Below are 25336 nucleotides of genomic sequence, written 5' to 3' on the forward strand. Positions count from 1 at the left end.
TGGCGCGAACTGGGCCGGGTTCGGTCGAGCGGACCGGGTTAGCCGGGTCGGGCGGGGGAGTCGGCGAGCCGGGCGGGCAGGGCGAGGCGGGGCCGGCACCGTCGGTGAGTCGACCGGGCCGGGTGAGGGAACTTCACCGGAAGAGTCGGGTCAGTCGAGCGAGCTGGGTCAGTCGGGTCGCCGCCGCTGATCCGGAGGCCCGCTCCGAGACCACCCGATTCAGCGACTGCGTTGTCGATCAAGTGTTCGATAATGTTTTCGACATGAAGTCATCCACTGCTCACACCGCCACCGAGATCTCGCGACGTCTGGCCCTCTCCCATACCGAAACCGAAGCCGTCACGGCCCTCCACGCCGCCCTCGCTGCCCACCTGCCTACCGCCCTCACCGCCCTCCGTGACGGCACCATCGACGTGATCACCGCCGCCGGGCTCGCCTACCTCGCCGGATTCCTCTCGGCCACACAAGCGCACCTCGCCACGGAAATCCTCACGCCTGGCCGCCACGAATGGCGGTGGGTCACCTAACTCCCGGCTGGGACGCTCCCGTGTGGACACTGTGGCCGGCAACACTGTCCACACGGGAGTGCGGCGCGAATCCCGGGCGATCGCTCGTTCCGCTCAGTGTCCCGAGGGGCGGTGAGGGTGGCGGGGGTGGTGGCCGACCGGGAAACCGGCGGGGTCAGGAGAGTCGAGCAACGCCGATGATGAGCAAGTGCGAATGGCAAGCCTTGCCGGAGTGGCCCCTGCGGGTGAGTTCGCGAGGACGTCCGGGTAAAAGAGGAGTGGGTGGAGTTCTGGAGAGCGTCATCAACAGAGGCGCCGACGAGCTGGACGGAGGTGATGCGTACGGAGAAACGGTGCCCGGAAGACCGGTGAGACAGAGGGATTCCGCGGCATTCAGGCGATTGGCCGCTGCCCCGCCTGCTCGGTGGCATCTACCAGGTGAAGACGCCCGCGTCTTCGATCACGCTGCCACTGGCGCCGCTCTCGGTGTTCACCGGGTGACGCGCCAGCTCTCCACGACTTCGTCGACGTCCAACGGCACCGCGCGCAACGGCGGGCCTTCCTGTGGCCGGCGGTGCGTTTCGCGGATGCGTTCGTTGAGGTCTTCCACGATCTCGCGGACGCGCTTTTCGGTGCGCACCGACGCGAGTTTCGCCGGCAGGTCCTGGATTTCGCGCGGGATCGCGAGTGACGGCGGCAGGAACGAGCCTGTGTCCAGGTCGCCTTCGCGGGCGCGGCGCAGGGCCCAGTCCGTGGCGGAGTCGCGCCCCGTCGCGGGTGGCAGCGGCTTGCCGGCGCCGGGCAGGTCGTCGAACTCGCCGCGCGACTGGGCGGCGGAGATCAACCGGTCAACCCACGAGCCGAAGGACACGCCGGGGGGTTTGCGCTCGGTCACTCGAACACCTCCGATCCCCACCCAGCGTAGCCGAGCCCGGAGCCGCGCGGATGGGTCGAAGGTCCCGAACCGGCGGGTAGGATCCCCGGCAACCGATCAGCGCCGGGGCAGGGGAGGGCTGCGACGATGACCGTCGAGCAGAACAGTGACGACCGCGCCGCGGAGGCTGAGCAGATCGACCGCACGCTGGCGTTGCTGTGGCGCGAACGCTCGACGCCCGCCGCCGAACCCGCGCGCGGGCGCCGGCCGACGCTCACCGTCAGGCAGATCGTGGCCGCGGCCATCACCGTCGCCGACGCCGACGGACTCGTGGCCACGTCGATGCACCGCGTCGCCAAGGAGCTCGGCGCCGGGACCATGACGCTCTACACCTACGTGCCCGGCAAGACCGAGCTGGTCGACCTGATGGTGGACGACGTTCTCGTCGAGCGCGGCCTGCCCGGCCCCGGCGGGCCTCGGACGGGTGACTGGCGCGCGCAGATCCGGCTCTACTCCGAGCGCACCCGCGAAGCCCACCGCCGCCACCCGTGGCTGCGTGAGATGTCACGCGTGCGCCCGGCGCTCGGCCCGGGCCAGCTCGCCGGGCAGGAGTACGTGCTGTCCACCGTGGACGGTCTGGGGCTCGCGCCGCGCGAAACCGTGGCCGCCGCCAACAGCATCACGGCCTACGTGGACGCCAACGCGGCGCTCGAAGCCGAGAGCATCCACCTCGAACGCAGCACCGGTCAGTCGAACGACGCATGGTGGGACCAGCGGTCTTCCTTCTGGGGCAAGTACTTCGACCTCACCGCGCACCCGGCGATGAACCGCGCGTGGCTCGGCGGCGGCTTCGACCAGAGCGCCGGCGAGCAGGCGGCCGAGGCCTACGAGTTCGGCCTCGCCCGGCTGCTCGACGGCATCGAGCTGCAGGTCAAGCGGTGCCGCGGGCCAGAGCCCGGGCGATGACGTTGCGCTGCACCTCGCTCGTGCCCTCGCCGATTTCGAGGATCTTCGCGTCGGCGTAGAACCGCGAGATGGTGGACTCGCGGATGAAGCCGTAGCCGCCGTGGATCTGCACGCTCTGGCTGGCCGCGCGGTTCGCGACCTCCGACGCGTACAGCTTCGCCATCGCGGCTGCGGTGCTGAATGGCCGGCCCTGGTCACCGAGCCACGCCGCGTTGTACACGAGCCAGCGCGCCGCCGCGATCTCCGTGGCCATGTCCGCGAGCTTGTGCCCCACGGCCTGGAACCGCGTGAGCGGCTGTCCGAACTGCTCGCGCTCGCCCGCGTGGCGCACCGCGAGGTCGAGGGCCTTCTGCGCGAGCGACAGCGACAGCGCGGCCACGCTGATGCGCCCGCCGTCGAGGACCTCCAGGAACTGGCGCAGGCCGTTGCCCTCCTCGCCGATGAGGTGGTCGTCGGGCACCCAGCAACCCGAGAACACCAGCTCCCGCGTGTCGAGCGCGTGCCAGCCGAGCTTCTTCAGCGGCTGGCCCTTCGTGTAGCCGGGGGTGCCTTCAGGGATGAAGAAGGTGCCATAGCGCTTGGCGCCGCCGTCGTTCTCGCCGGTCAAGGCCAGCACGGTGACGCCGAGGCTCATCTCGGTGCCGGCGTTGCTGATGAACATCTTCGTGCCGTCGAGCAGCCAGCCGCCGTCGGCTCGTCGCGCGCGCGTGCGGATACCCGCCGCGTCCGAGCCGGCCGTCGGTTCGGTGAGGCCGAAGGCGCCGATCGCTTCTCCCGAGGCGAGCGGCCGCAGCCAGCGCTCCTTCTGCTCGTGGGTGCCGAACGTGGCAAGCGGAAGGGTGGCGATCGTCGAGTGCGCGTTCCACGCCGACGCGATCGACTGGTCGGCCGCGCCCAGCTCCTCCATCGCGGCCACATAGGACACGAAGCCGGCGTCGGCGCCGCCGTACTTCTCGTCCACGAGCATGCCCATCAGCCCGAGCTTGCCCAGGTCGTGAAACACCTCCGTGGGGAAGTGGCTGCGCTCGGACCAGTCGGCGGCGTACGGCGCGATCTCCTTCGCGGCGAAATCCCGGCAGAGCTGCTTCAGCGCGACGGTTTCCTCGGGCAGGTCGAAGTCCATCAGTGCTCCTCGGGTTTCAGCAGGATCTTGAGGTGGCTGCCGCGGTCGGCTTCGAGCTCGGCGAACGCGTCGCGCCCGGCCGAGAGCGGCCGCACCCCGGTGAGCATCGGCGTCGCGTCGAGCCGGCCGGTGGCCATGAGGTCGAGCACGCGCGGGATGTCGAAGTTGTAGCCGAGCGAGCCCAGCACCGTGCGCTCGAACGGCACGATCTGCGTGATCGGCAGGGACGCGCTGGCCCCGCTGATGCCGCACAGCACCGCGCGCCCACCGCGGCGCACGGTGCTGACGGCCAGCTCCACCAGCTCCGGCCGGCCGGTCGCCTCCACCACCACGTCGGGCCCGACGCGGCCGGTGCGCAGGAAGACCTGGCGCCGCACGTCGGTCTTCGCCGGGTCGTAGACCTCGGTCGCGCCGATCTCGGCGGCCTTGCGCGCGCGGTCGGGCACGGGTTCGCTCACGTAGAGGCCGGCCGCGCCGGCGAGCTTCGCGGCCAGGAGCGCCGCGATCCCGATCGGACCCGCGCCGAGCAGGAGCACGTGGTCACCCGGTTGGACGTTGGCGCGCCGGATGGCGTGCAGACCCACGGCGAGCGGCTCGGCCAGGGCGGCGAGCTCGTCGGAGACACCGTCGGGGATCGGCACGAGGCCCTCGACGGGCACGGTGACCTTCGACGCGAACCCGCCGTCGGCGGCGAGGCCGATCGAACCGCCCTTGGCGCAGATGTGGTACTCGCCGTGCGTGCACCAGCGGCACACGCCGCACCGCAGGCACGGGTCGACGGCCACGCGCGTGCCGACGTCCACCCCCGGCACGTCGGAGCCGAGCGACATGACCGTGCCGCTCATCTCGTGGCCGAGGGTGAACGGCGGTTCGAGACCGGTCAACGGGTGCGGCCCGGTGCGGATGAGGTTGGGGCCGTGTGCGAACTCGTGCAGATCGGTGCCGCAGATTCCGCAGTACGACACGGCGATCACCGCTTGACCAGGCGCCGGCGCCGGCGGTTCCGGCACGTCGTCGAGGCGCAGCTCGCCCTTGGCGTGCCAGCGCAGCGCGTGCACGCGACCACCTCCGAACTGGAGTTGTTTTTTCGAACAGTCGGTACAAGAATCGTGGTTCCCGGCGCGATGTCAAGGGCCGGGGAGAAAACCGGTGAACGGCAAGGGCAGGAGCGTGATGACTTCCACCCGGGTGAGCGACCTGGCAACGGCATTCGACGGTGACCCGAGCGCATTGGCCGAGATGTACCGGCGGATGCGGCTGATCCGGCAGTTCGAGGACCGGGCGTCCAGGCTGTACCGGAACAACGAGATCCCCGGCTTCCTGCACCTGTCCATCGGGCAGGAAGCCTCGGCGGTCGGCGCGTGCCGGCCGCTGGACGACCGAGACGTGATCACGTCCACCCACCGCGGGCACGGCCACTGCATCGCCAAAGGACTCGACGTCGAGGGCATGTTCGCCGAGCTGATGGGCAAGGAGACCGGTACGTGCCGGGGCCGCGGTGGGTCGATGCACATCGCCGACCCGCGCAAGGGGATCTTCGGGGCCAACGGGATCGTCGCGGCGGGGCTGCCGATCGCCGTCGGCGCGGGTACGGCCGCGCAGCTGCGTGCTCAGGGCGGTGTCGTGCTGGCGTTCTTCGGCGACGGCGCCGTGGCCCAGGGCATGTTCCACGAAGCGGCGAACCTCGCTTCGGTGTGGCGGCTTCCGGTCATCTTCTTGTGCGAGAACAACAAATACGCCGAGTTCTCGCCGATCGCCACACAGACGCGCGCGTCACTCGCCGACCGCGCGCCGGGGTACGCGATGGACTACCACCAAGTGGACGGCAACGACGTCGCCGCCGTTGCCTCGCTCGTCGACGGCTTGGTGCGCGAGCTGCGTGAGGGCGCCGGGCCCGTGCTGGTCGAGGCCGACACGTACCGCTGGCACGGCCACTACGAGGGCGACCCGGAGAAGTACCGGGAGCCGCAGGAGTTGGCGGAGTGGAAGGAACGCGACCCGCTGGTGCGGTTGGCGACGCGGCTGCGCGAGCTGGGCACGGACGTCGCACCGATCGATTCCGAGGTTGACGCCCGGATCGAGGCGGCGGTTGAGGCCGCGCGCGCCGCGGACGAACCGTCGCCGGACACGCTGCACCACTTCGTCGGCGTGCCGCGAGAGCCGGTGCCGGAACCCGCCGAGGCGACGGGCGAGGTCTTCCGGACGATGGACGCGATCCGCGGCGCTCTGGAGTACGAGCTGGCCGGCGACGAGTCCGTGTTCCTGGCCGGCATCGACGTCGGCGCGGGCGGCAACGTCTTCGGCCTGACCAGGGGACTCTCCGCGAAGTACCCCGGCCGTGTGCGGGACACGCCGATCTCGGAAAGCGCCATCATCGGCGCCGCCGTGGGCGCCGCGATGGCCGGCCTGCGGCCCGTGGTGGAGCTGATGTACTTCGACTTCGTCGGCGTGTGCCTCGACCAGCTCATGAACCAGGCCGCGAAGCTCCGCTTCATGACCGGCGGCGCCGTCAGCTTGCCCCTGGTCGTGCGCACGCAGTTCGGCGCGGGGAAGTCGTCGGGGAGCCAGCATTCGCAGAGCCTGGAGGCGCTGCTGGCACACATTCCCGGCCTGACCGTGGTGATGCCGTCGACGCCGGCGGACACCTACGGCCTCCTGCGGGCCGCCATTCGTGATCCGAATCCGGTGGTGTTCGTGGAGAACCGGCTGATGTACGGGCGGAAGGGACCGCAGCCGCCGCCCACGCATGTGGTGCCGCTGGGGCGCGCCGCCATCCGCCGGCCGGGCACGGACGTCACGCTGGTGTCGTACTCGAAGCTGGTGCACGACTGTGTCGACGTGGCTGCGGAGCTGGCGGCCGAGGGGATCAGCGTCGAGGTGATCGACCTGCGGACCATCGCACCGCTGGACACCGAGACGGTCTTGCGGTCGCTGGCCAAGACGGGCCGGCTTGTGGTGGCGCACCAGGCTGTCGGCGACTTCGGCGTGGGCGCCGAGCTGGCCGCCGTGGCCGCCCGTGAGGGCTTCTGGACGTTGGACGCGCCCGTGATCCGCGTCGGCGCGCAGGGGACGCCGGCGCCGTACGCACCTTCGCTGGAACGGGTCTGGCTGCCGTCGAAGGAACGCATTGCCGCGGCGGTCCGCGAATCGGCCCGCGCGTGACTGCGCCTCGCCGCACGCACCCCAATGTGGCGTTCGGTGCGTTGAACGCACCGAACGCCACACTGGGTGCGCTCAACGCAACCAATACCACATTGGGGAACCGAGCAGGTCAGGCCGGGACACGCGCCCGGAACGCGGCCACCCGTTCCTCAAGATCCGCCACGTCGTATCCGGGACTGCAGAACCCCGAGATCAACGTCGCGCAGTACTCCCGCGACAGGAACGCCGCGTCCCACGGTCCGCCGGGACGGGCCCACTGGTAGGTGTGGTTGTGCAGGTTCAGGAACTGCAGCATCGCCAGCCGAGGGTCCAGCCGACGGAACGCGCCCGAGGCCATCGCCGCCGTCAGGAGATCCAGCACGATGCGCTCGAACTCGCGACGCTGGCGAAGCAGGCGGGCGCGGTTGGCGCCGCGCAGGTGGCGGTAGTCGTGTTCGTACACCCAGATGTGGTCGAGGCGCGCGAGGATGATGTCGAGCAGCGTCTCCGACAGCAGGCGCAGCCGCAGGACCGGGTCCTCGTCGAGGGTGGCGATGCGGCGGGCGGCGGTGAGCAGCGGGCGCAGCACGCGGTCCTGGATCTCGACCAGGAGGTTCTCCTTGGACCCGATGTAGTAGTACAGCGCGCCCTTCGCGAGGCCGGCGACCTGACCGATCTCGGCGATCCCCGTGGCGGCGTAACCCTGCTTGGCGAACAGCGCCGCGGCCTGGTCGATGATCTCCTGGCGCTTGACCTCGTAGCCGGGGCCGTGTCCCGGTGGTCTCGGCATGCTTCCCCTCCGCTGCTGGCAGACACACCACTCTAGGCGTCACGGTCGAACGTGGCCTTGCCCGGTCCGTCGCGCAGGAACGACGCCATGCCGGTGTCGCGGTCGCGTGTGGCGAACAGGCCGGCGATCAGCGAGCGTTCCAGGGCCAGGCCCGCCGCGATCGAAGAATCCAACCCGTGGTCCACCGCCTCCTTCACCGCCTGGATCGCGAAGCGGGGCCCGGCCGCGAGAACCCGCGCGTACTCCAAAGCCGCCGCGAGCGGATCCTCGGCGACGCGATCCACGAGCCCCAGGGAGAGCGCTTCCGGAGCACGCACGCGCCGTCCGGTCATCAGCAGTTCCTTCGCCCGCGACGGGCCGATCAGCCGCGCCAGCCGTTGCGTGCCGCCGGAACCCGGGATGATCCCGAGCAGCACCTCCGGCTGTCCCAGCACCGCGCCGGGAGCCGCCACGCGGTAGTCGGCCGCCAGCGCGAGTTCCATGCCGCCGCCGAGGGCGTAGCCGTTGATGGCCGCGACGACCGGCATCGGCAGTTCGGCGAACCGGGTGAACGCTTTCTGCAGCGCGCGGTTCCAGCCGAGCACCTCCTCGAACGAGAACCCCGCCAGCTGCTTGATGTCCGCGCCCGCGGCGAACACTTTCTCGCCGCCGTGGAGCACCACCGCGTGCACATCGTCCGCGTCCGCCAAGCGCGCCGCCGTGTCGGCCAACGCGTGGCGCATCTCGGTGTCGAAGGCGTTGAGGGGCGGGTGGTCCAGGCGGACGGTCGCGATCCGGCCGGTGGTTTCGACGTGTAGCCGTTCAGTCATCACCGAAGCTCCTCACCTCACCCGGTCCGGGCTTGTCAGGCCGCGATCAGGGTCTTACAGTGCTTCCCATCACGGTTTCTTAGACCGATTGGTACACGAAACTCGGCAGCGGCACAACACACCGGAGTGATGGCCCATGGACGCAGTCGAATCATCCGTCCCCGAAGGACTTTCGGTAACCCGGGAAGAGGTCACCGAGGCCGATCTGCAGGCACTCGGCGTGAACCTCGAGCGGGATTTCCCCGGTTCCACCGCAGCGGATTTCCGCCGCTACCCGGTGCTCTCGGAAGGCGGTTGGTTCACCGTCGTCAAGCACCAGAAAACGCTCGAATCGGTGAGCCGCGAAACCGGCCCGCTGCTCGGTCCCATCGTCCTCACCTCCGACGGCCTCGACGTCAACTGACCACGAATCACCGAAAGGCGGGTAGTTCCATGATCGGAGTAGACGTCGGCGGCACGTTCACGGACGTGGTGGCGATCGCCGATGGCGAGATCAAGACCGTCAAGGTCGCCACGGACGTGCGCACCACCGAACGCGGTGTGCTGCGCGGTGCCGAAGAGGTCGGCGTGAGCGCGTCGGCGGTTTTCAACCACGCCAGCACCCACGGCCTCAACGCGATCATCACGCGGCGGCTGCCGAAGATCGCTTTCCTGACCACGCTGGGACACCGGGACATTCTCGACATCGGCCGCACCTGGCGCCCGGTCGAAGGCCTGACGAACCCCGCGTGGCGCCGCTCCTACGGCGATGCGAACCGGCCGCTGGTGCCCCGGTACCTCCGGCGCGGCATCCGCGAGCGGCTCACCGCCGACGGCGGCATCCTGATCCAGCTCGACGAGGACCACGCCCGCGAAGAGCTGGCCGTGCTGCGCAAGTGCGGCGTCGAAGGCGTGGCCATCTGCCTCATCAACGCGTACGTGAACAACCATCACGAAGAGCGCCTGCGCCAGCTCGTGCACGAGGAGCTCGGCGACATCCCGGTGTCCATCTCCAGCGAGGTCTCCCCGCTCGCCAAGGAGTTCGCCCGGGCGTCGACCACGGTCGTCGACGTCTTCATGCGCCTGACCTACGACGCCTATACCAAGCGCCTCGACGCCGGCCTGCGTGATTTGGGCTTCACCGGCGACCTCAACTTCGCCGACTGTGCCGCGCAGCTCGTGCGCTCCGACGTCGCGATGGAGCACCCGTTCCGCATCGTGTTCGCCGGTCCCGCTGCGGGAACCGTGTCCAGCGCCCACTTCGGCGGCCTGATCGGCGCCGGCAACCTGCTGTGCGCGGACGTCGGCGGAACCTCGTGCGACATCAGCATGGTCAGCGACGGCAAGCCGTTCGTGAACACGACGTTCGAACTCGAACACGACCTGATCGTGAACGCACTGTCCAACGAGGTCTCCAGCATCGGCGCCGGCGGGGGCAGCCTCGTCACGATCAACCCGGCCGGTGAGCTGAAGGTCGGCCCGGGCAGCGCGGGTGCCGACCCCGGCCCCGCGTGCTACGGCCTCGGCGGGCAGCAGCCGACCACCACCGACACCTGCCTCCTGATGGGCATCATCGACCCCGACGGGTTCGCCGGCGGCCGCATGAAGCTCGACCCGGACCTGTCGCGCCAGGCATTCGAGGCGCTCGACTCGAAGCTGTCGTTCGAGCAGCGTGTGAGCTACGCGTTCAACATCGGCGTGAACAACATCGCCGAGGGCGTCGTGAACATCGCCATCCAGCACGGTGTCGACCCGCGTGACTACAGCCTCGTCGCCTACGGTGCGGCCGGCCCGATGCTGCTGCCCGCGGTGCTCGACCTGGTGCACGCGGCCGAGGTCATCGTGCCGCCGCACCCGGGTCTGTTCTCCGCGCTGGGCCTCGTCAGCTCCGACCTCGTCTACGCCGACAGCCGCAGCGCGTACACGCTGCTCACGTCGGAATCGGCCGAGCAGGTCGACAAGGTCTACCACTCCATGGAAGAGCGGTTGCGCGAACGCCTGCAGGAGAAGGACCGCGACAACATCGAGTTCGTCCGCAGCTTCGACGGTCGGCTCGCCGGCCAGACGTGGGAGACGCCGTTCATCGGCGTGCCCGCCGGCACGATCGACGCGGAAGCCGTCGCCACCATGGTCGCGAACTTCCACGAGGCCTACGCCGAGCGCTCCGGTAACAAGTTCGAGGCGCTGCCCGTGCAGGGCGTCACCTATCGCGTCCAGGCCGTCGCGAAGGCCGACAAGGTCGAGTACCCGAAGATCCCGGAGCGCGCTGCGGGCGAGACCCTGCAGCCCGCTCGCACACTGAAGATCCGCTACCTCACCGACGACGTCCTCGACGCCGGCGAGTACCAGCGCGCCGACCTGCGCGTCGGCGACCAGGTCCCCGGCCCCGCGGTCGTCCGCGAACCGCTGTCCACCACGTTCCTCGTCCCGGGTCAGGTCGCGACCGTCGGGACCTACGGCGAGCTGCGCATCCGGAAGGCGTGAACCATGACCTCTCTGAAGGACCTCGACGACGCCCAGTTCGCCGAGCTGTACGGCTCCGACCGCTTCACCGCGTCGGTCCTGTCGAGCCGCATGCGCTACATCGTGCAGCACATGTGCACCGGCCTGCTCAACAACGCGTTCTCCCTCATCCTGCGCGACTGGTACGACTTCGCGGCGACGATCTCCGGCCCGCCGGAGCAGAACTACCCGATGTCCTCGGTGAGCAACAGCCTCGCGATGTTCCTCGGCACCATGTCCGAGGCCGTCCGCAACACCATCGAGGAGTACGGCCCGGAGAACCTCGAGCCGGGTGACGTGATCATCTGCAACGACCCGTACCGCGCGGGCAACCACGTCAACGACATCTGCTTCATCCGCCCGGTGTTCCACGACGGCAAGCTGATCTCGCTCGTCACGCTGCGCGCGCACCAGCTCGACATGGGCGGTGTGATCCCGGCGGGCTTCTCCGGCACGAAGCGCAACGTGTACGAGAACGGTCTCGTGATCGCGCCGATGCAGCTGTACAAGAATGACAAGCCGGTGAAGTCGGCGTTCAACCTGATCTTCGACAACGCCCGCTACTGCGCGCTGCTGCTGCCCGACATCAAGACGATCTACCAGAACCTGCTGCTGGGCGAGAAGCTGATCAACGAGAGTGTGGAGCGCTACGGCGTCGACGCGTACCTCGGCGCGATCCGCTACTCCACCGACGTGTCGGCCGAGTCCATGAGCAGCGCGCTGGCCGAACTGCCCGACGGCGTGTACGAGGCCGAGGAAGGCATCGACTGCGACGGCGTCGACGACACCGTCGAGTACAAGATCCGCCTGAAGATCACGAAGGCCGCCGACCGGATGGAGCTCGATTTCTCGGGCACCTCGCCGCAGGCGCGTACGTCGATCAACGCCGGTATCCTCGACACGAAGACCGCCGTCGGCGTCGCCCTGAAGTTCCTCATCGACCCGGCCACGCCTTTCACCTCGGGCGCGTACCGGCCGATCGACATCGTGCTGCCGGCCGGCACGTTCATCAGTGCCACGCCGCCGGACGGCGCGGTGTTCCTGTATTGGGAAAGCACCGGGCCGGTGCTGCTCGCGGTGTTCCGCGCGCTGGAGAAGGCTCTGGGCCGCAAGGCCGTCGGCGGCGACTACGGTTCGCTGAACATCCACAACGCCAACGGGGTACTGGCCGACGGCACCCCGTGGGTCACCACCGCGCAGTGCGGTGGCGAGCACGGGCCGTGGGGCGCGACGGAAGCGGGCGACGCGGACAGCTACTCCGTGGTCTACCAGGCCAACAACCTCGACCCGGCCACGGAAGCCATCGAGTCCGAGCTGCCGGCCGTGGTGCTGCGCAAGGAATACGCGCCGGACAGCGGTGGCGCGGGCGACAACCGCGGTGGCGCGGCCGTGCTCAAGGACACGCTGTACCTGACGGACGCGGAACACTGGTCGAGCCCGCTGCACACCAAGACCGCGAGTGGCGTCGGGGTATACGGCGGCGAGGCGGGCGCGCTCGGGGCGACCTGGGTGTTCCACCCGGACTACAAGGACGTCACGAAGGACAAGGACCTCATCGGCACCGAACCGGAGGTCTACGCGGGTGCCACGCCGGTCGCCGGGATGCTCGACCCGGAGACCAAGACGGTGGACCCGAGCGGCGAGTACTTCTACTTCGCCAGCACGCCGGTGTGGCACACCAAGCCCAACGCGGTGTTCCGCTACCTCACCAACGGCGGCGGGGGCTGGGGTTCACCGCTGCAGCGCGACCCCGAGCGCGTGTGCCGCGACGTGCGCGACGAGTACGTGACCATCGAGGGCGCGTACCGCGACTACGGCGTGGTGATCTCCGGCGACCCGCACGGCGACCCGGAGAACCTCAAGATCGACCGGGAAGCCACCGCCAAGCGCCGCGCCGAGCTGGCCGCGAAGTAGGGAGGAACCGTTGTCCGAGAATCCGACGGTCGTCGACCGGCAGAACAAGCTCAGGGAGACCTTCCTCGCCGAGCGCGGGTACTGGAACACGTTCTGGGAAGGGCTGTTGAGCCTCGACCCGGACTTCTTCGAGGCGTACCTGAACTTCTCGGCCGTGCCGTGGCGCAAGGGGGTGCTGGAGCCGAAGGTCAAGGAGCTCATCTACACCGCGATCGACGCCTCTACGACGCACCTCTACGAGCCCGGGCTGCGCCAGCACATCCGCAACGCCCTCGGGTACGGGGCCACCAAGGAAGAGATCATGGAGGTGCTGGAGCTCACGAGCGTGCTCGGGATCCACACCTGCACCCTCGGGGTCCCCGTGCTGATGGAGGAACTGGCGGCGCACGAGCAGAAGTCGGCGTGAGCCACGGAGTGCTCGACCCGCGCGGCCCGGCAACCCTTGCCGGGGCGCGCGCGGTCGTGACCGGCGCGGCGCGCGGGATCGGCAGCCGGATCGCGGTCGAGCTCGCGCTCGCCGGGGCCCACGTCACGGTACTCGATGCCCGGGATCCCGCCGCGATCGTCGCCGAGATCACCGAGGCCGGCGGTTCCGCCGCCGGCCTGGTGGTCGACGTCACCGACCGCACCGCCGCCGCCTCGGCCATGGCCGAGGCGGCGGGGCCGGGCGAACGGCTCGACGCGTTGGTCACGTGCGCGGCGATCTACGGGGAGACGATGCGCCTCGACGAGCTTCCGGAGTCCGAAGTGGACGCGGTGCTCGGGGTGAACGTCAAGGGCACCCTGTGGTGCATCGGCGGCGCGCTGCCGTACCTGCGCGGGCACAACGCGCGGGTCGTGTGCATCGGCTCGGTGGCCGGCAAAGTCGGCGGCGTGCTCGCCGGCCCGCACTACGTGGCCAGCAAGGGCGCGGTCCACGCCGTGGTGAAGTGGCTCGCGAAGACCGAGGCTCGCAACGGGATCATCGCCAACGTCGTGGCGCCGGGTGTGGTGGACACGGACATGATCGTGGGCAAGGGGTATTCCGACGACTACAACCCGCTCGGGCGCCTGGCGCGGCCCGAGGAGATCGCGCGCGTGGCGGCCTTCCTGGCCTCGCCCGCGGCGAGCTACATGACGGGTGCGGTCGTCGACGTCAACGGGGGTTACGCGATGGGCTGACGCCCCGCGGAAGGAGGTCCACTGTGGACAGGAAAGGCTGCGCGGTCGTCACCGGGGCGGGCTCCGGGATCGGCCGCGCCTGCGCGCTGCGCCTCGCCGAGGACGGCCGGCCGCTCGTACTGCTCGACTCCGACGGCGCGGCGGCCGAGCGCACGGCGAAGGAGCTTTCCGTGGCCGCGGCGGCGTTCGCGGTCGACGTCACCGACGAAGAGGCCGTGGCCGGCGCGGTGAGTCAGGCCGTCGAACGGTTCGGTCCGCCGAAGGTACTGGTGAACGCCGCGGGGATCATCATACGCAAGAAGTTGCTGGAGTCCACTGTGGGCGAATGGCGGCGGGTGCTCGACGTGAACCTCACCGGGTACTTCATCCTGCTCAAGCAGGTGATCCCGGCGATGGCCGCGGGTGGTGGCGGTTCTATCGTGCAGATCGCGTCGATCGCCGGCCACACCGGGTACGGTTTTTCGTCCTATACGGCGGCGAAGGGCGGCGTCCTGGCGTTGACGAAGCAGCTGGCTGCCGAGCTGGCCGTGGACGGGATCCGCATCAACTCGGTGAGCCCCGGCGTCGTCCACAGCGGCCTGAACCGCGACACGCTGGGCAACGAGAACATCCGCGCGGCCACGGTGGCCAACACGCCGCTGGGCCGCATCGGCGAACCGGACGACATCGCGCGCGTGGTGGCGTTCCTGGCCGGGCCGGGCGCGGACTACGTCACCGGCACCGACCTCGTCGCCGACGGCGGCATGATCAGCACCATCCACTGGGGATCGGCCGGAGGCGAGCTGCACAGCTTCCACGCACAGGAGCGCTGATGTCGAACTTCGCCACGGTCCTCGACCACAACACCGGACGCTACCCGGACAAAGTGGTGCTCAGCCAGGGTTCACGGTCCTTGACGAACCGCGAGCTGCTCAGCCGGACCGACGCGCTGGCGTCCGGGCTCACGGAGCTCGGTATCGGTCGCGGTGACGTCGTCGCGCTGCTGCTGTACAACCACCTCGAGTTCCTGGAGGCGGTCTTCGCGGTGAACCGGATCGGGGCGGCGTTCCTGCCGCTCAACTACCGGCTCTCGCCCGAGGAATGGCGCTACATCCTCGTCCACTCGGGCGCGGTGGCACTGCTGACGGAGCCGGAGTTCCAGCCGTACGTGGACACTCTGCCGTTGCCGGGCCTGAAGCAGCGGCTGCTGCTGGGTGGAAGTGCTTCGGGCTGGACGTCGTACGAGGACCTCGTGGTCTCGAACCTCGGCCGTTCGGTGCCGCCGGCGTCGGTCGGCGCGGACGACCTGCAGCGGCTGATGTACACGTCCGGCACGACATCGAGGCCCAAGGGTGTGCAGATCACGCACGGGAACCTGGCGTGGAAGAACCTCGGCCACCTCGTCGAGTTCGGCATCACCGCCGAGGACGTGACTCTGGTGTGCGGGCCGCTGTACCACGTCGGGGGATTCGACCTGCCCGGTGTCGGGACGCTGCACGCGGGCGGTTCGCTCATCGTGCTGCGGAAGTTCGACGCGGCGGAGGTCGTGGACACGATCGAATGCGAGCGGCCGACCAACATCTGGCTGGCGCCGTCGATGATGAACGCGATCCTTCAGCTGCCCGACATCCTGGAGCGCGACACGTCGTCGATCCGGTTCATCATCGGCGGCGGGGAGAAGATGCCGGTGCCTTTGGTGCGGAAGATCCTCGCCGCGTTCCCGAAGGCATGGTTTTCCGACGCGTACGGCCTCACCGAGACGGTGTCGGGTGACACTTTCAACGACCCGGAGCACATGCTGGCCAAGGTGGGTTCGGTCGGGCGGCCGGTGGTGCACCTGGAAGTCCGGATCGTCGACGAGTCCGGGGCGCCGTTGCCCCCGGGTGAACTGGGTGAGATCGCGTTGCGCGGGCCGAAGGTGAGCATCGGGTACTGGCGTGACGAGGCCGCGACGGCGGAGGCGTTCCGCGACGGCTGGTTCCACACCGGCGACGTCGGGCGGCTCGACGAGGACGGGTACCTCTACGTCGAGGACCGCAAGAAGGACATGATCGTCTCCGGTGGCGAGAACATCGCGACGCCTGAGGTGGAGCGCGTGCTGTACGAGCACCCCGACGTCGTCGAGGCGGCGGTGGTCGGGATGGGCCACCCGCGGTGGGGTGAGGTGCCGCAGGCGTTCGTCGTGCTGCGCCCGGGGGCGGCGCGCGATCGTGACGCGCTGGTGGCGTTCTGCCGCGAGCGGCTGGCGAAGTTCAAGGTGCCGGCGGACCTGGTGTTCCTCGACGAGCTGCCGCGGACGCCGTCGGGCAAGGTGCTGAAGAGGAATTTGCGCGGATGAACGAGTTCGATCTGACGGGCAAGGTCGCCTGGGTCACGGGCGCGGGCAAGGGCCTGGGCCGCGCGATCGCGGTGGCGTTGGCCGCGGCCGGGGCGACGCTGGCCGTGACCTCGCGGACCGAGGCCGACCTCACCTCGTTGGCGGCGGCGGCCGGTGGAGCACTGGTGCTGCCGGGTTCGGTGTCGGATCCGTCCTTTGCGGACCGTGCGGTGGCGCGGATCGTGGCCGAGCACGGGCGGCTGGACGTCTGCGTGACCGCGGCCGGGATCAGCCCGACGTTCCGGCGCAGCGAGCAGGGCAGCGACGACGACTGGGCGCACGTGCTCGACGTGAACCTGTCGGGTACGTACTACTGCGCCCGCGCGGCCGGGCGGCAGATGCTCACGCAGGGGGCGGGGTCGATCGTCACGGTGTCTTCGGTGCACGCGCGCACCGGTTTCGACCGCATTGCCGCCTACGCCGCCAGCAAGGGCGGTGTCGAGGCGCTGTCCCGCGTGCTCGCGGTGGAGTGGGCGCCGAAGGGTGTGCGCGTGAACGTGCTGGCGCCGGGCTACTTCCACACCGATCTGTCCGAGGGCCTGGTCACGAGCAAGTGGGGCGAGCGGATCCTGGCGAACATCCCGCAGAACCGCGTGGCGGCACCGCCGGAGCTCGGTGGTGCGGCGGTGTATCTGGCTTCGGACGCGTCTTCGTACACGACCGGCTCGACGCTCACTGTGGACGGTGGCTGGACGGCGTAAGCGCCGGCTCGGGGGAGAGCACGAAGTCTTCGCGGCGGAAAACGCCTTCGCGGAAGAACGTCCGGCGTGCTGTGGGCTGCCGCCCGGGCGCGGTCACCACGAGGTCCACGAACTGCTCGGGCAAGCCGCCGACGGCGAACGCGCCCTCGTCGTCGGCGGTGGTCCGCACGAGCTGCCGGCCTTTTCCGTCGGTGACGGTGAGGATCGCGCCGCCGACGCGTTCGCCGGTAGTGGAGCGGACGGTGCCGAGGAGCATGGGCTCGAGTTCGCCGAAGCGGTGGCCGTGGGTCGGCAGCGCGGTCGGTCGTGGCATCTCGAGCACCGGGTCTTCCACGGGCGGTCCGGATTCACCGGGGGCGTGGCGGCGGATCCACAGCGCGTGGCCCGCGTTCAGGGCCATGCCGGCCGCGAGCCACGCGCACAGCACCAGGACGTGTCCGCCGACGCCCACGCCGTGGAAGTACAACACGCCGCGCAATGCGTCGTTGAGGTTTCCCATGGGCAGGATCGGGTGCAGAGCCCGGAACAGCGCGGGTTGCAGCTGCGGCGGGATGATGCCGCCGCTGGAGGCCGAGCTGAGGATGACGAACAGCGTGGCCGCGACCCCGGGGAAGAACTGCTTGAAGATCGGCACGATGCCTTGTGAGACCACGGAAACCACGAGGCTGGACAGGAACGCCAGCGGGATCGCGACCGGATTGGCGGGAATCACGTCCATCGCGCGGCCGATCAGAAAGCCCGCCACGGCGAGGAAAGCGGCCCAGCCGACAAAGGTGAGCAGCTTCGCGCGGTGACTGAGCCCGACGGCTCGCAACAACATCATGACGACGAAGTAGCTCGGGAGGCCCCAGGCGAGGAGCAGGTAGAACAGGCCGTTGCCCAACGGGTCGCCGGCCACAGTCGGCGCGAGGTCGACGACGGCGAGCTTGCCGTTGGCGACCGGCGTGAAGGTCTGGGTCAGCAGGGACTGGAGGGTGAACCCGTTGGCTTTGGCGACGTAGAGCACGGGGTGAGCCGGGTCTGGCGCGTAGGCCCCGCTTGCGGTGCGGTCGAGCACGGCGCTGCGGGCTGCTTCCGCGTCGGGCACGGCGACGATGTGGAACCCGCCGGGGCTGACCTCGTCCAGCCGGCTCTGGATCCTGGTCGCGGCCGCCGGGTCGGCGACGGCCACCGGCACGTCGTGCGGCTGAGGTCGGTGGGAAGCGGCCAGGTAGACCACGGCAAAACCGAGAAAAAGGACAACGGGGAACCAAAGGTTCTCGGCGAGGGTACGGGTGATCGAGGGTTTGCCGAGTTCTTCCGCCATGGCGGTCACATTATCTTGCAGTACTGAAAAAGTGCAGTAGTGTAAGAAAGATGACAGGGCCGGGACTTCGCGAGCGCAAGAAGGAAGCGACGAGGCAGGCGATCCGCGCGGCTGCCGTCGCTCTGTACCGTTCGCGCGGCCCGCACGAGGTGACTGTCGACCAGATCTGTGAAAAGGCCGGCGTCTCGGCGCGCACGTTCTTCAACTACTTCGACAGCAAGGAAGCCGCGGTCTTCTCCCTCGCGCTCACCCCCGACGACGTCCGGTCGGGCGTCGCCGCGCGGCCCGCGTCCGAACGTCCACTCGCGACCCTGCGCGCGGTCTTCACGGAGCGCTTCACGGCCGCCTCCGCAGACCCAACCTTCGGGGAGCGCGCTCTGATGCTGCGCGAATACCCGGAACTCTGGGGTCGGCTCACGCATGTCAACAAGCTCGTCGAGGAGGCCGCCCTCGAGTCGATCGCCGCGCGCACCGGTCTCCCAGCGGACGACCTCTACGTGCGGCTCACGGTGGAGACCGCCTTGGCGGCCAACCGGGCGGCGTTCAAGTGCTGGTACCCGGGGAGTGATCCGGACCTGGTCGTGCTGCTGAATCAAGCCATGGACATCCTCGACTCAGGTCTCGAACCGCCGATGTGATCCAGCTGGGCGGCGTCCAGGCGTTGCTCAAGTCGGCGACGTGATCAGCGGATGTCGAACGTCGTGCCCGTCAGCTTTTCCGACCATGTCCACAGCTTGGCCGCGCGGCCGGGGTCCCGGTCGACCTTGACGGCCGTCTTGGGGACGGGGCGGCCGACGCCGCCACGGGTGGGGCCGTAGAACTGGCCCCCGATGGCCTCCGGGTCGATGGCGGCACGGACGGCGGGCCAGGCGCCGCGGTCCTTGCCCTGGGTGATGGGCGCGAACAGGCGCATCAGCGGCTTCGGGTCGGTGATGCCGTCGCGGCGCGGGCTGGCGCTGTCGAGGCTGAAGCCGGGGTGGGCCACTACGCACGTGACCTTCGAACCGGCCGCACGCAGTCGGCGGTCGAGTTCGAAGCCGAAGGACTGCACGGCGTGCTTGGACTGGGCGTAGGCGCGGAACTCGGAGTACTTGCGTTCGGTCTGCAGGTCGTCGAGGTCGAACGGCTGCAGCCGGGTGATCAGGCTGCCCATCGGCACGACGCGGGCGCCGGACGCGGTGAGCACCGGCATCGCGAGCGCGGTGAGGGCGAAGTGGCCGAGGTGGTTGGTGCCGACCGCGAGTTCGAAGCCCTGCCGCGTCGTCCGGCGTTTGCGGCCGGGGGAGGTGGAGCCGGCGTTCTCGACCAGCCCGTCCACGCGGCCCAGCCGGTTGAGTTCCTCGGCGGCCTCCGCGACGGACTCGAGGTCGGCCAGATCCAGGCGGATCGTGCTGATCTCGGCGTGTGCGTGGTGGTTCTTGATCACCTCGGCCGCCGTCGTGAGCCGCGCCGGGGTGCGCCCGAGGATCACGACGTGCGCGCCGGCGCCGGCGAGCTGTTCGGAGATGAAATAGCCGATCCCCGCGTTCCCGCCGGTTACCGCGTACGTGCGACCGGACAGATCGGGCAGCGCTTGGGGGTTCCAGGACACGTTCGCTCCTCGGGCTCGGACCGCGTGCAGCTTAGCCCGGGTGTCCCGGTTGATCGGGTTCGAGACGGCTTCCGGCCGGGCTCGCGAGGTGCGTGGCCGGGCTTGGTACGGGCGCAGATGCCGAGAACTCCCGGTGCCCGGCATCCGATCGCCCGTCTGTGCGGCGCCGGGATCGCCGGCGCGCCGAACGGTACTCGGCCGCGGCGGCTGGCGCACGGCTTCAGCCGAGGAGCTTCGCGATCGTCTCGGCGATCGGTGTCGTCGGGCGGCCGAGGAGCTTCGCCAGCTCGCCGAGGGTGCCGGCGAGGCGGCCGCGGGAGATGGCGTCGTCGACGTCGACCAGGAACGTCGCCAGGAACGGCGGCATGCCGGCGCCGGTGACGATCGCTTCGTACTCCGCGCTGGGGACGGTGGTGTGGACCACCGGGCTGCCGCGAATGCGCGCGAGCTCCGCGGCGAACTCGCCGAACGTCCACGCGGTGTCGCCGCCGAGCTCGTAGGCGACGCCGAGGTGGCCGTCGGTGTGCACGGCCGCGGCGGCGGCCGCGGCGTAGTCCTCGCGCGGTGCGGTGGCGATGCGCGCGTCGGCGAGGACGCTGTTGACGACAGCACCGCGGGCGAGCGAGCCGGCGACGTCGGGGACCGCCACCTCCGAGTACCAGTTGTTGCGCAGGAACGTGTACGGCAGCCCGGCATCGAGGATGCGCTGTTCGGTCGCGCGGTGGTCGTCGGCGAGGGCGAAGTCGGCGTCCGGGCCGCCGAACACGCCCGTGTACACGAGTTGTGCGACGTCGGCAGCCTTCGCGGCGTCGATGACGGCGGTGTGCTGGCCGACGCGCTTGCCCAGCTCCGTGCCGGACACGAACAGCACGCGGTCCCCGGCTGCGAAGGCCCCGGCGAACGTCTCCGGCCGGTCGTAGTCGCCGACGTGCACGCGCACGCCCAGGTCGGCCGCCTTCTCCGCACTGCGCGCCACGGCCGTGACCTCACCCGCGGGCACGCCGGCCGCGAGGAGGTCGGCGACGACCTGCCGGCCCAGCAGCCCGGTGGCGCCGGTGATGACGATGCTCATGTTGTTCCTTCGGGTCGGTGGTTCTTCCGCCGCTCACCGTAGGACTGTTACTCTCCCTCGGAAAGTACCCGCTTCAGAGTAAGGTACTGGTGTTCGAGTAACGAGGAGGGTGACATGACCGAAGTACTGCCCGAGGCGCCCAACGTCAACCGCGCGACCTGCCCGTCGCGCGTCGTGCTGGAGCACATGACGAGCCGCTGGGGCATCCTCGTGCTCGCCGCCCTGCTCGAACGGTCGTACCGCTTCAGCGAGCTCCGCCGCGAAATCGGCGGCGTGAGTGAAAAAATGCTGGCGCAGACGCTGCAAACCCTCGAACGCGATGGTTTCCTCAACCGCGACGCCAAGCCCATCATCCCGCCCCGCGTCGACTACTCGCTCACCCCGATGGGTCGCGAGGCCGCCGAGCAGGTCTGGGGTCTGGCCCGCTGGGTCGAACTCCGGCTGCCCGCGGTCACCGAAGCCCGCGACGCCTACAACGCGGCTCGCGCTTCCTGACTCATCCGGACTCGTGGGTGGCAGAGCCTGGCTCCACCACGCACGGCACGGGGATCAGCTGGTCGGCGTGGTGCTCGTCGTCTCCGGAGGTGTGGTGGTGTCCGAGCCTGTGGAGGAGGACGAGTCCGAGCCGGACGAAGACGTGGTGGTGGTCGGCGTCGTCGAGTCGGACGGCGAGGTCGAGCTGTCCGCAGGCGGGGGCGTCGAGCTGCCCGCAGGCGGCGGAGTCGAGCCGTCCGAGGGTGGCGGGGTCGAGCTGTCCGAGGGTGGCGGGGTCGAGCTGTCGGACGGCGGCGGCGTGTCGCCGGAGTCCGACGGGGTGGTGCTGGAGTCCGTGGGCGTGGTCGCCGGCGTGCCGCTCGGGGTGCTCGACGGCGGGAGCTGCGTCGGGGTGCCCGGCGGCGTGACGACCGGGGGCGGCGGCGGGGCCGGGTCGCCGAGGGGGCTGCCGGCGGCGGCCGCGATGGCGTCCGGGCCTGGGGGCGCCCCGATGGGGACCTGGCTGTCGGGCAGCTGCGACACGCCGCCGCGGTAGGCCGCCGCGTAGGCCATGACCGTGTCCACATAGGACTGTGAGTTGTTGTAACGCCGCACGGCCACGCGCTGCATCGCGTCGCTGGAAAGGTCCAAGCCGCCGGAGCACAGGTAGCGCGCCGTGGCGAGGGTCTCGTCGTAGATGTTGTTCGGGTCGGACACGCCGTCGCCGTTGCCGTCGGAGGCGTAGCCCGCCCAGGTCGACGGGATGAACTGGGTGGCGCCCACGGCGCGGTCCCACACCGCGTTGCCGTCGAACTCGCCGCCGTCGGTGTCGCGGATGGCGGCGAACGGGCCGGACCCGTCGAGCATCGGGCCGAGGATCGGCTCGAGCGTGTTGCCCTGCGCGTCGACGTAACCGCCGCGCGCGTGGTTGGACTCGATGCGCCCGATGGCCGCGATGAGCTGCCAGTCGAGGTGGCAGCCGGGCTGCTCGCGGGACATGATGTCGGCCGCGTTCTGGTACGCCTTCAGCATGCTGCCCGGAATCCCCAGGGGACCGGACGGTGTGGCCGACCCCGTGCTCACGTGGAAGCCCGGCACGGTCAGCGGCAACGGGTTCGGCGGCTGCGGGAGGCTGCCGTCGACGGCGACCGGCGGGAGCACGATGTTCGGCGGGAGCCACGGTGCGGCCAGCGGCGGCTGCGAGGTGCCCGCGGCCGCCGGTGCCGGCGCGGGGAGCGGAACCGGCAGACCCGACGCGGCCACCGTCGGCAGCACCACGAGCGCGCCACCCGCGAGGGCGGCTGCCGTCTTGCCGCGGACAGACCTCCGCCGTGGCCGGTGTTTCCCCATCGTCGCTCCCCGAATCGCTTGCGAACCCTCTTCCGTCAAGCTAGCCGAAGAGGGCCGCCTTTTGTGAGGGCCTGGGCCAAATCTGCCGAGACGGCGAGGTCTTGTCCATTCACACTAAATCCGTTGTTGGCCGATCGGACATTTTCACCGGGGCTTAACAGGGGTCTCGGACCGGTTTTCCAACGACTGCGCCGAACGGAGTAATCGCGCGTAGCACCGGGCCAGTGGATCAGTGGCGTACGCCCCGAACGCCGGGATCGGTTCGTAGCCTTCGCGCTGGTAGAAACGGATCGCGTCCGGCTGGCGGACGCCGGTTTCCAGCAGCAGCCGCGTGATGCCGTGCGAGACGGCCTCCTCTTCGAGCGCTCGCAACAACGCCGTCGAAACGCCGGTTCCGCGCGAGGCCGGCACGACGTACATCCGTTTGATCTCCGCCTCGCCCGGTCCGAGGGGCCGCAGGCCACCGCAGCCGACCGCGGCGCCGTCGAACCACGCGATGACAAAAACGGCCATACTTTCGGCGGTTGGCGCCGGGCCGGCTTCGTGATCGCTGTTCGCGTACCGGGCGTCCAATTCGGCCCGTTGCGCCGCCCGCAGCGCCACCGCCTCCGGCGCGTCCCACTCCGAACGCTCGATCTCGATCACCGGCACCCCCAGATCTTGGCCCATGGTTTCGGAACAAATGTTACCGTAACTGATGTTACGAAACGGAGGCCCGCATGCCAAGACAGCGTGACGTCGATGGCCAGCGCGAACTGCTGTCCGGCGCGGTGTGGCAGGTGCTGGCCGCCGACGGGCTGCCCGGCCTCACTGTGCGCGCCGTCGCCGAGCGCGCGGGCTGCACCACGGGCCTGGTCATGCACGCGTTCCCGACCAAGCGGGCCCTGCTCCTGCACGCCCGCGACCTGCTGCACCAGCGCACCGCCGAACGCGCCGACGCCACCGAAGCCGCCGGCGGCCCGCCCTCCACCGTGCTGCGCGACGTCCTCTGCCACGCCGCCACGCTCACCGAAGAAGCCGCCGACGAAGCGCGGGTCTGGGTCGGCTTCCTCGCCGCCGCCCTCGCCGACCGCGAGCTGGCCGACCGGCACCGCGCGCACAACCGCTCGTTCGTCACCCGCGTGACGCGTCTTGTCGGCGCGTGCCGTCCCCGCTGGGCCCACCCGCGCCGCGAACGGGCCGCGAAACGCCTCATCGCCCTGGTCGAAGGCCTCAACGTCCTGACCGCGGCCGACCCCGCCACCTACCCGCCCGCCGTCCACCGCGACGCGATCGCCGCCGCCCTGCGCGAGCTCGAAGGCTGATCAGGCCGCCGGCCCGAACCGCCGCCGGTACTCCGACGGGCTCAGCCCTGTGTGCCGCCGCAGCCGCGCTCGCAGGTTGGCGGCCGTCCCGAATCCGCACTCGGTGGCAACGCGGTCGAGCCGCAGCTCACCTCGTTCCAGCAGTCGGCACGCGAGGCTCACGCGCTCGGCCGTCAGCCAGCTCAGCGGCGTCGTGCCCAGCTCGCCGCGGAACCGCCGGTGCAGCGTCGCCTGGCTGGTCGCGGCCCGCGCGGCCAGGTCCGCGACGGTCAGCGCCCGGTCGAGATGGCCGCGCGCCCACTCCAGCACCGGCGCCAGCGACGCGTCCGGCACCACGGGCACCGGCCGTTCCACGAACTGCTGCTGCCCGCCGTCGCGGTGGCCGGGAAAAACCAGCCGGCGGCTCACGGCGTTGGCGATCTCCGCGCCGTGGTCGCGCTGGATCACGTACAGGCCCAGGTCCATCGCCGCCGCGCTGCCCGCCGCCGTGAGCACCGTGCCCTCGTCGACGAACAACACGTCGGGTTCCAGCCGAACTTCGGGGTAGCGCTCGGTGAACTCGGCCGCCCACCGCCAGTGCGTCGTCGCGCGCAGTCCGTTGAGCACACCTGCTTCGGCCAGCGTGAACGCGCCCGTGCAGAAGCTCATCAGCCGCGCGCCGCGCGCGTGGGCCCGCCGGATCGCGGCCAGCACCGAGGCGTCCGCCGGGACCTGCGGATCCGGCCGGTTCGGCACGATCACCGTGTCCGCGTCGTCGACCGCGTCGAGCTCCGCGACGCCCGACAGCGTGAACATCCCCAGGTGCATGCCCACGTGCTCGCGCGCCGAGGCCAGCGTGAACTCGTACCACTCCCGCCCGAGCTCCGGGCGGCGCAGGCCGAACAGCTCCGTGGCGACGCCCATCTCGAACGGGTTCGAGCCGTCGCCCACGACCATCACCACGTGGTGCGAGGATCCTTGCGACATGTGCTATTCCTAGCACTCCCGGTGAACCGGGGACAGGACGACGATCGATCGCATGAACCAGCCCCTCGATCTGCAGACCGTGCTCGACGGCTTCGACGCCGTGTGGAGCCCGCGCATCGTCGCGAACATCAACGACTACGACGTCCGCCTCGCCCGCTTCTCCGGCGAGCACGTGTGGCACGTCCACGAGAACACCGACGAGTTCTTCCTGGTCCTCGACGGCAAGATCCAGATCGGCCTGCGGGAGCCCGCCGGCGAGCGCGTGGTCACGGTGGGGCGCGGCTCGGTGTTCGTGGTGCCGCGCGGGACGTTCCACAAGCCGTCTTCGCGGGAAGGCGCGGTCGTGCTGCTCGTGGAGCCGGAGGGCACGCTCTCGGTCGGCGACGAGCACGACGAGGTGCCCGGCCACGTGGACGTGACCGTCGGCCACCGCGGGGAAATCGCCTGATCA

Annotated in this window: 26 protein-coding genes; 15 read left to right on the forward strand and 11 right to left on the reverse strand. The window is 70.1% G+C overall.

Going from position 1 to position 25336, the window contains the following annotated elements; translation table 11 throughout:
- Positions 1-527 (forward strand): hypothetical protein (locus AB0F91_RS05085; RefSeq protein ID WP_360594832.1); only part of this gene is annotated, 527 nt, incomplete at its 5' end.
- A gap of 469 nt (positions 528-996) precedes the next feature.
- Here AB0F91_RS05085 and AB0F91_RS05090 read toward each other — a convergent pair.
- On the reverse strand, positions 997-1401 hold the full coding sequence (locus tag AB0F91_RS05090) for a DUF1992 domain-containing protein (protein ID WP_360594834.1): 405 nt from the start codon (positions 1399-1401) through the stop codon (positions 997-999).
- A gap of 126 nt (positions 1402-1527) precedes the next feature.
- Between AB0F91_RS05090 and AB0F91_RS05095 the strand changes: the two genes are divergently transcribed.
- Positions 1528-2346 carry a TetR/AcrR family transcriptional regulator gene (locus AB0F91_RS05095; protein ID WP_360594836.1) on the forward strand — a complete coding sequence of 273 codons (819 nt, stop codon included), beginning with the start codon at positions 1528-1530 and terminating at the stop codon, positions 2344-2346.
- On the opposite strand, the gene AB0F91_RS05100 is transcribed toward AB0F91_RS05095, so the two are convergent.
- A complete protein-coding gene (locus tag AB0F91_RS05100; RefSeq protein WP_360594837.1) occupies positions 2312-3469 on the reverse strand; it encodes an acyl-CoA dehydrogenase family protein in 1158 nt (385 codons plus the stop codon). The two genes, AB0F91_RS05095 and AB0F91_RS05100, sit on opposite strands and share 35 nt — an antisense overlap.
- On the reverse strand, positions 3469-4527 hold the full coding sequence (locus AB0F91_RS05105) for an alcohol dehydrogenase catalytic domain-containing protein (protein ID WP_360594839.1): 1059 nt from the start codon (positions 4525-4527) through the stop codon (positions 3469-3471). The genes AB0F91_RS05100 and AB0F91_RS05105 overlap by 1 nt, the downstream gene beginning before the upstream one ends.
- Positions 4528-4642: 115 nt before the next feature.
- On the opposite strand from AB0F91_RS05105, the gene AB0F91_RS05110 reads away from it, so the two are divergent.
- On the forward strand, positions 4643-6631 hold the full coding sequence (locus AB0F91_RS05110) for a dehydrogenase E1 component subunit alpha/beta (RefSeq protein ID WP_360594840.1): 1989 nt from the start codon (positions 4643-4645) through the stop codon (positions 6629-6631).
- A gap of 109 nt (positions 6632-6740) precedes the next feature.
- Here the strand turns inward: AB0F91_RS05110 and AB0F91_RS05115 are convergent, their stop codons facing one another.
- Together AB0F91_RS05115 and AB0F91_RS05120 are read right to left on the reverse strand one after the other, a co-directional pair.
- Positions 6741-7400, reverse strand: coding sequence for a TetR/AcrR family transcriptional regulator (locus tag AB0F91_RS05115; protein WP_360594842.1), 660 nt, complete (start codon positions 7398-7400; stop codon positions 6741-6743).
- Between the two features lie 32 nt (positions 7401-7432).
- Positions 7433-8209 (reverse strand): enoyl-CoA hydratase-related protein, encoded by a 777-nt coding sequence (locus tag AB0F91_RS05120; RefSeq protein ID WP_360594844.1) that lies wholly within the window; start codon positions 8207-8209, stop codon positions 7433-7435.
- 136 nt (positions 8210-8345) lie between these two features.
- On the opposite strand from AB0F91_RS05120, the gene AB0F91_RS05125 reads away from it, so the two are divergent.
- Genes AB0F91_RS05125 through AB0F91_RS05160 form a run of 8 tightly spaced genes read left to right on the forward strand, consistent with a single transcriptional unit; the run spans position 8346 to position 16822 of the window.
- Positions 8346-8612, forward strand: a complete 267-nt coding sequence (locus AB0F91_RS05125; RefSeq protein ID WP_360594845.1) for a hypothetical protein — start codon at positions 8346-8348, stop codon at positions 8610-8612.
- 29 nt (positions 8613-8641) lie between these two features.
- On the forward strand, positions 8642-10672 hold the full coding sequence (locus AB0F91_RS05130; RefSeq protein ID WP_360594847.1) for a hydantoinase/oxoprolinase family protein: 2031 nt from the start codon (positions 8642-8644) through the stop codon (positions 10670-10672).
- A 3-nt stretch (positions 10673-10675) separates the two neighbouring features.
- A complete protein-coding gene (locus AB0F91_RS05135) occupies positions 10676-12604 on the forward strand; it encodes a hydantoinase B/oxoprolinase family protein (RefSeq protein WP_360594849.1) in 1929 nt (642 codons plus the stop codon).
- A 10-nt stretch (positions 12605-12614) separates the two neighbouring features.
- Complete coding sequence (locus tag AB0F91_RS05140; RefSeq protein ID WP_360594851.1) at positions 12615-13010, forward strand: carboxymuconolactone decarboxylase family protein; 396 nt, start codon at positions 12615-12617, stop codon at positions 13008-13010.
- Complete coding sequence (locus AB0F91_RS05145) at positions 13007-13765, forward strand: SDR family NAD(P)-dependent oxidoreductase (protein WP_360594853.1); 759 nt, start codon at positions 13007-13009, stop codon at positions 13763-13765. Before AB0F91_RS05140 ends, AB0F91_RS05145 begins: the two co-directional genes overlap by 4 nt.
- A gap of 23 nt (positions 13766-13788) precedes the next feature.
- Positions 13789-14577, forward strand: a complete 789-nt coding sequence (locus AB0F91_RS05150) for an SDR family NAD(P)-dependent oxidoreductase (protein ID WP_360594855.1) — start codon at positions 13789-13791, stop codon at positions 14575-14577.
- Positions 14577-16082 carry a long-chain fatty acid--CoA ligase gene (locus tag AB0F91_RS05155; protein WP_360594857.1) on the forward strand — a complete coding sequence of 502 codons (1506 nt, stop codon included), beginning with the start codon at positions 14577-14579 and terminating at the stop codon, positions 16080-16082. Before AB0F91_RS05150 ends, AB0F91_RS05155 begins: the two co-directional genes overlap by 1 nt.
- The gene (locus tag AB0F91_RS05160) at positions 16079-16822 is read left to right on the forward strand and encodes an SDR family oxidoreductase (protein WP_360594858.1); all 744 of its coding nucleotides are present in this window, start codon (positions 16079-16081) and stop codon (positions 16820-16822) included. The genes AB0F91_RS05155 and AB0F91_RS05160 overlap by 4 nt, the downstream gene beginning before the upstream one ends.
- Here the strand turns inward: AB0F91_RS05160 and AB0F91_RS05165 are convergent.
- Positions 16794-18128, reverse strand: coding sequence for a carboxypeptidase regulatory-like domain-containing protein (locus AB0F91_RS05165; protein WP_360594859.1), 1335 nt, complete (start codon positions 18126-18128; stop codon positions 16794-16796). The two genes, AB0F91_RS05160 and AB0F91_RS05165, sit on opposite strands and share 29 nt — an antisense overlap.
- A 50-nt stretch (positions 18129-18178) precedes the next feature.
- Here AB0F91_RS05165 and AB0F91_RS05170 point away from each other — a divergent pair, with 50 nt between their 5' ends.
- Positions 18179-18766, forward strand: coding sequence for a TetR/AcrR family transcriptional regulator (locus AB0F91_RS05170; protein ID WP_360594861.1), 588 nt, complete (start codon positions 18179-18181; stop codon positions 18764-18766).
- Positions 18767-18810: 44 nt separating this feature from the next.
- Here AB0F91_RS05170 and AB0F91_RS05175 read toward each other — a convergent pair whose 3' ends face one another.
- Positions 18811-19719: an SDR family NAD(P)-dependent oxidoreductase gene (locus AB0F91_RS05175; RefSeq protein WP_360594863.1), complete on the reverse strand. Its 909-nt coding sequence runs from the start codon at positions 19717-19719 to the stop codon at positions 18811-18813.
- 220 nt (positions 19720-19939) lie between these two features.
- Positions 19940-20791, reverse strand: coding sequence for an NAD(P)H-binding protein (locus AB0F91_RS05180; protein WP_360594864.1), 852 nt, complete (start codon positions 20789-20791; stop codon positions 19940-19942).
- Between the two features lie 114 nt (positions 20792-20905).
- Between AB0F91_RS05180 and AB0F91_RS05185 the strand changes: the two genes are divergently transcribed.
- On the forward strand, positions 20906-21286 hold the full coding sequence (locus AB0F91_RS05185; protein WP_360594866.1) for a helix-turn-helix domain-containing protein: 381 nt from the start codon (positions 20906-20908) through the stop codon (positions 21284-21286).
- A 54-nt stretch (positions 21287-21340) separates the two neighbouring features.
- Here the strand turns inward: AB0F91_RS05185 and AB0F91_RS05190 are convergent, their stop codons facing one another.
- Together AB0F91_RS05190 and AB0F91_RS05195 are read right to left on the reverse strand one after the other, a co-directional pair.
- A complete protein-coding gene (locus AB0F91_RS05190; protein WP_360594868.1) occupies positions 21341-22615 on the reverse strand; it encodes a lytic murein transglycosylase in 1275 nt (424 codons plus the stop codon).
- A gap of 144 nt (positions 22616-22759) precedes the next feature.
- Positions 22760-23266, reverse strand: a complete 507-nt coding sequence (locus tag AB0F91_RS05195; protein WP_360594870.1) for a GNAT family N-acetyltransferase — start codon at positions 23264-23266, stop codon at positions 22760-22762.
- A gap of 68 nt (positions 23267-23334) precedes the next feature.
- Between AB0F91_RS05195 and AB0F91_RS05200 the strand changes: the two genes are divergently transcribed.
- Complete coding sequence (locus AB0F91_RS05200) at positions 23335-23919, forward strand: TetR/AcrR family transcriptional regulator (RefSeq protein ID WP_360594871.1); 585 nt, start codon at positions 23335-23337, stop codon at positions 23917-23919.
- Here AB0F91_RS05200 and AB0F91_RS05205 read toward each other — a convergent pair whose 3' ends face one another.
- Positions 23920-24885 carry a helix-turn-helix domain-containing protein gene (locus AB0F91_RS05205; RefSeq protein ID WP_360594872.1) on the reverse strand — a complete coding sequence of 322 codons (966 nt, stop codon included), beginning with the start codon at positions 24883-24885 and terminating at the stop codon, positions 23920-23922.
- 52 nt (positions 24886-24937) lie between these two features.
- Between AB0F91_RS05205 and AB0F91_RS05210 the strand changes: the two genes are divergently transcribed.
- Positions 24938-25333 carry a cupin domain-containing protein gene (locus AB0F91_RS05210; RefSeq protein WP_360594874.1) on the forward strand — a complete coding sequence of 132 codons (396 nt, stop codon included), beginning with the start codon at positions 24938-24940 and terminating at the stop codon, positions 25331-25333.
- Positions 25334-25336 lie beyond the last annotated feature (3 nt).

The sequence above is a fragment of the Amycolatopsis sp. NPDC023774 genome (assembly GCF_040639695.1).
Classification (GTDB): Bacteria; Actinomycetota; Actinomycetes; order Mycobacteriales; family Pseudonocardiaceae; genus Amycolatopsis.

Coding starts and splice junctions, on each gene's coding strand:
- AB0F91_RS05185 (WP_360594866.1), top strand. CDS start 20,906: ATGACCGAAGTACTGCCCGAGGCGCCCAACGTCAACCGCGCGACCTGC.
- AB0F91_RS05160 (WP_360594858.1), top strand. CDS start 16,079: ATGAACGAGTTCGATCTGACGGGCAAGGTCGCCTGGGTCACGGGCGCG.
- AB0F91_RS05165 (WP_360594859.1), bottom strand. CDS start 18,128: ATGGCGGAAGAACTCGGCAAACCCTCGATCACCCGTACCCTCGCCGAG.
- AB0F91_RS05095 (WP_360594836.1), top strand. CDS start 1,528: ATGACCGTCGAGCAGAACAGTGACGACCGCGCCGCGGAGGCTGAGCAG.
- AB0F91_RS05110 (WP_360594840.1), top strand. CDS start 4,643: ATGACTTCCACCCGGGTGAGCGACCTGGCAACGGCATTCGACGGTGAC.
- AB0F91_RS05200 (WP_360594871.1), top strand. CDS start 23,335: ATGCCAAGACAGCGTGACGTCGATGGCCAGCGCGAACTGCTGTCCGGC.
- AB0F91_RS05205 (WP_360594872.1), bottom strand. CDS start 24,885: ATGTCGCAAGGATCCTCGCACCACGTGGTGATGGTCGTGGGCGACGGC.
- AB0F91_RS05155 (WP_360594857.1), top strand. CDS start 14,577: ATGTCGAACTTCGCCACGGTCCTCGACCACAACACCGGACGCTACCCG.
- AB0F91_RS05210 (WP_360594874.1), top strand. CDS start 24,938: ATGAACCAGCCCCTCGATCTGCAGACCGTGCTCGACGGCTTCGACGCC.
- AB0F91_RS05135 (WP_360594849.1), top strand. CDS start 10,676: ATGACCTCTCTGAAGGACCTCGACGACGCCCAGTTCGCCGAGCTGTAC.
- AB0F91_RS05130 (WP_360594847.1), top strand. CDS start 8,642: ATGATCGGAGTAGACGTCGGCGGCACGTTCACGGACGTGGTGGCGATC.
- AB0F91_RS05170 (WP_360594861.1), top strand. CDS start 18,179: ATGACAGGGCCGGGACTTCGCGAGCGCAAGAAGGAAGCGACGAGGCAG.
- AB0F91_RS05190 (WP_360594868.1), bottom strand. CDS start 22,615: ATGGGGAAACACCGGCCACGGCGGAGGTCTGTCCGCGGCAAGACGGCA.
- AB0F91_RS05100 (WP_360594837.1), bottom strand. CDS start 3,469: ATGGACTTCGACCTGCCCGAGGAAACCGTCGCGCTGAAGCAGCTCTGC.
- AB0F91_RS05120 (WP_360594844.1), bottom strand. CDS start 8,209: ATGACTGAACGGCTACACGTCGAAACCACCGGCCGGATCGCGACCGTC.
- AB0F91_RS05125 (WP_360594845.1), top strand. CDS start 8,346: ATGGACGCAGTCGAATCATCCGTCCCCGAAGGACTTTCGGTAACCCGG.
- AB0F91_RS05115 (WP_360594842.1), bottom strand. CDS start 7,400: ATGCCGAGACCACCGGGACACGGCCCCGGCTACGAGGTCAAGCGCCAG.
- AB0F91_RS05180 (WP_360594864.1), bottom strand. CDS start 20,791: ATGAGCATCGTCATCACCGGCGCCACCGGGCTGCTGGGCCGGCAGGTC.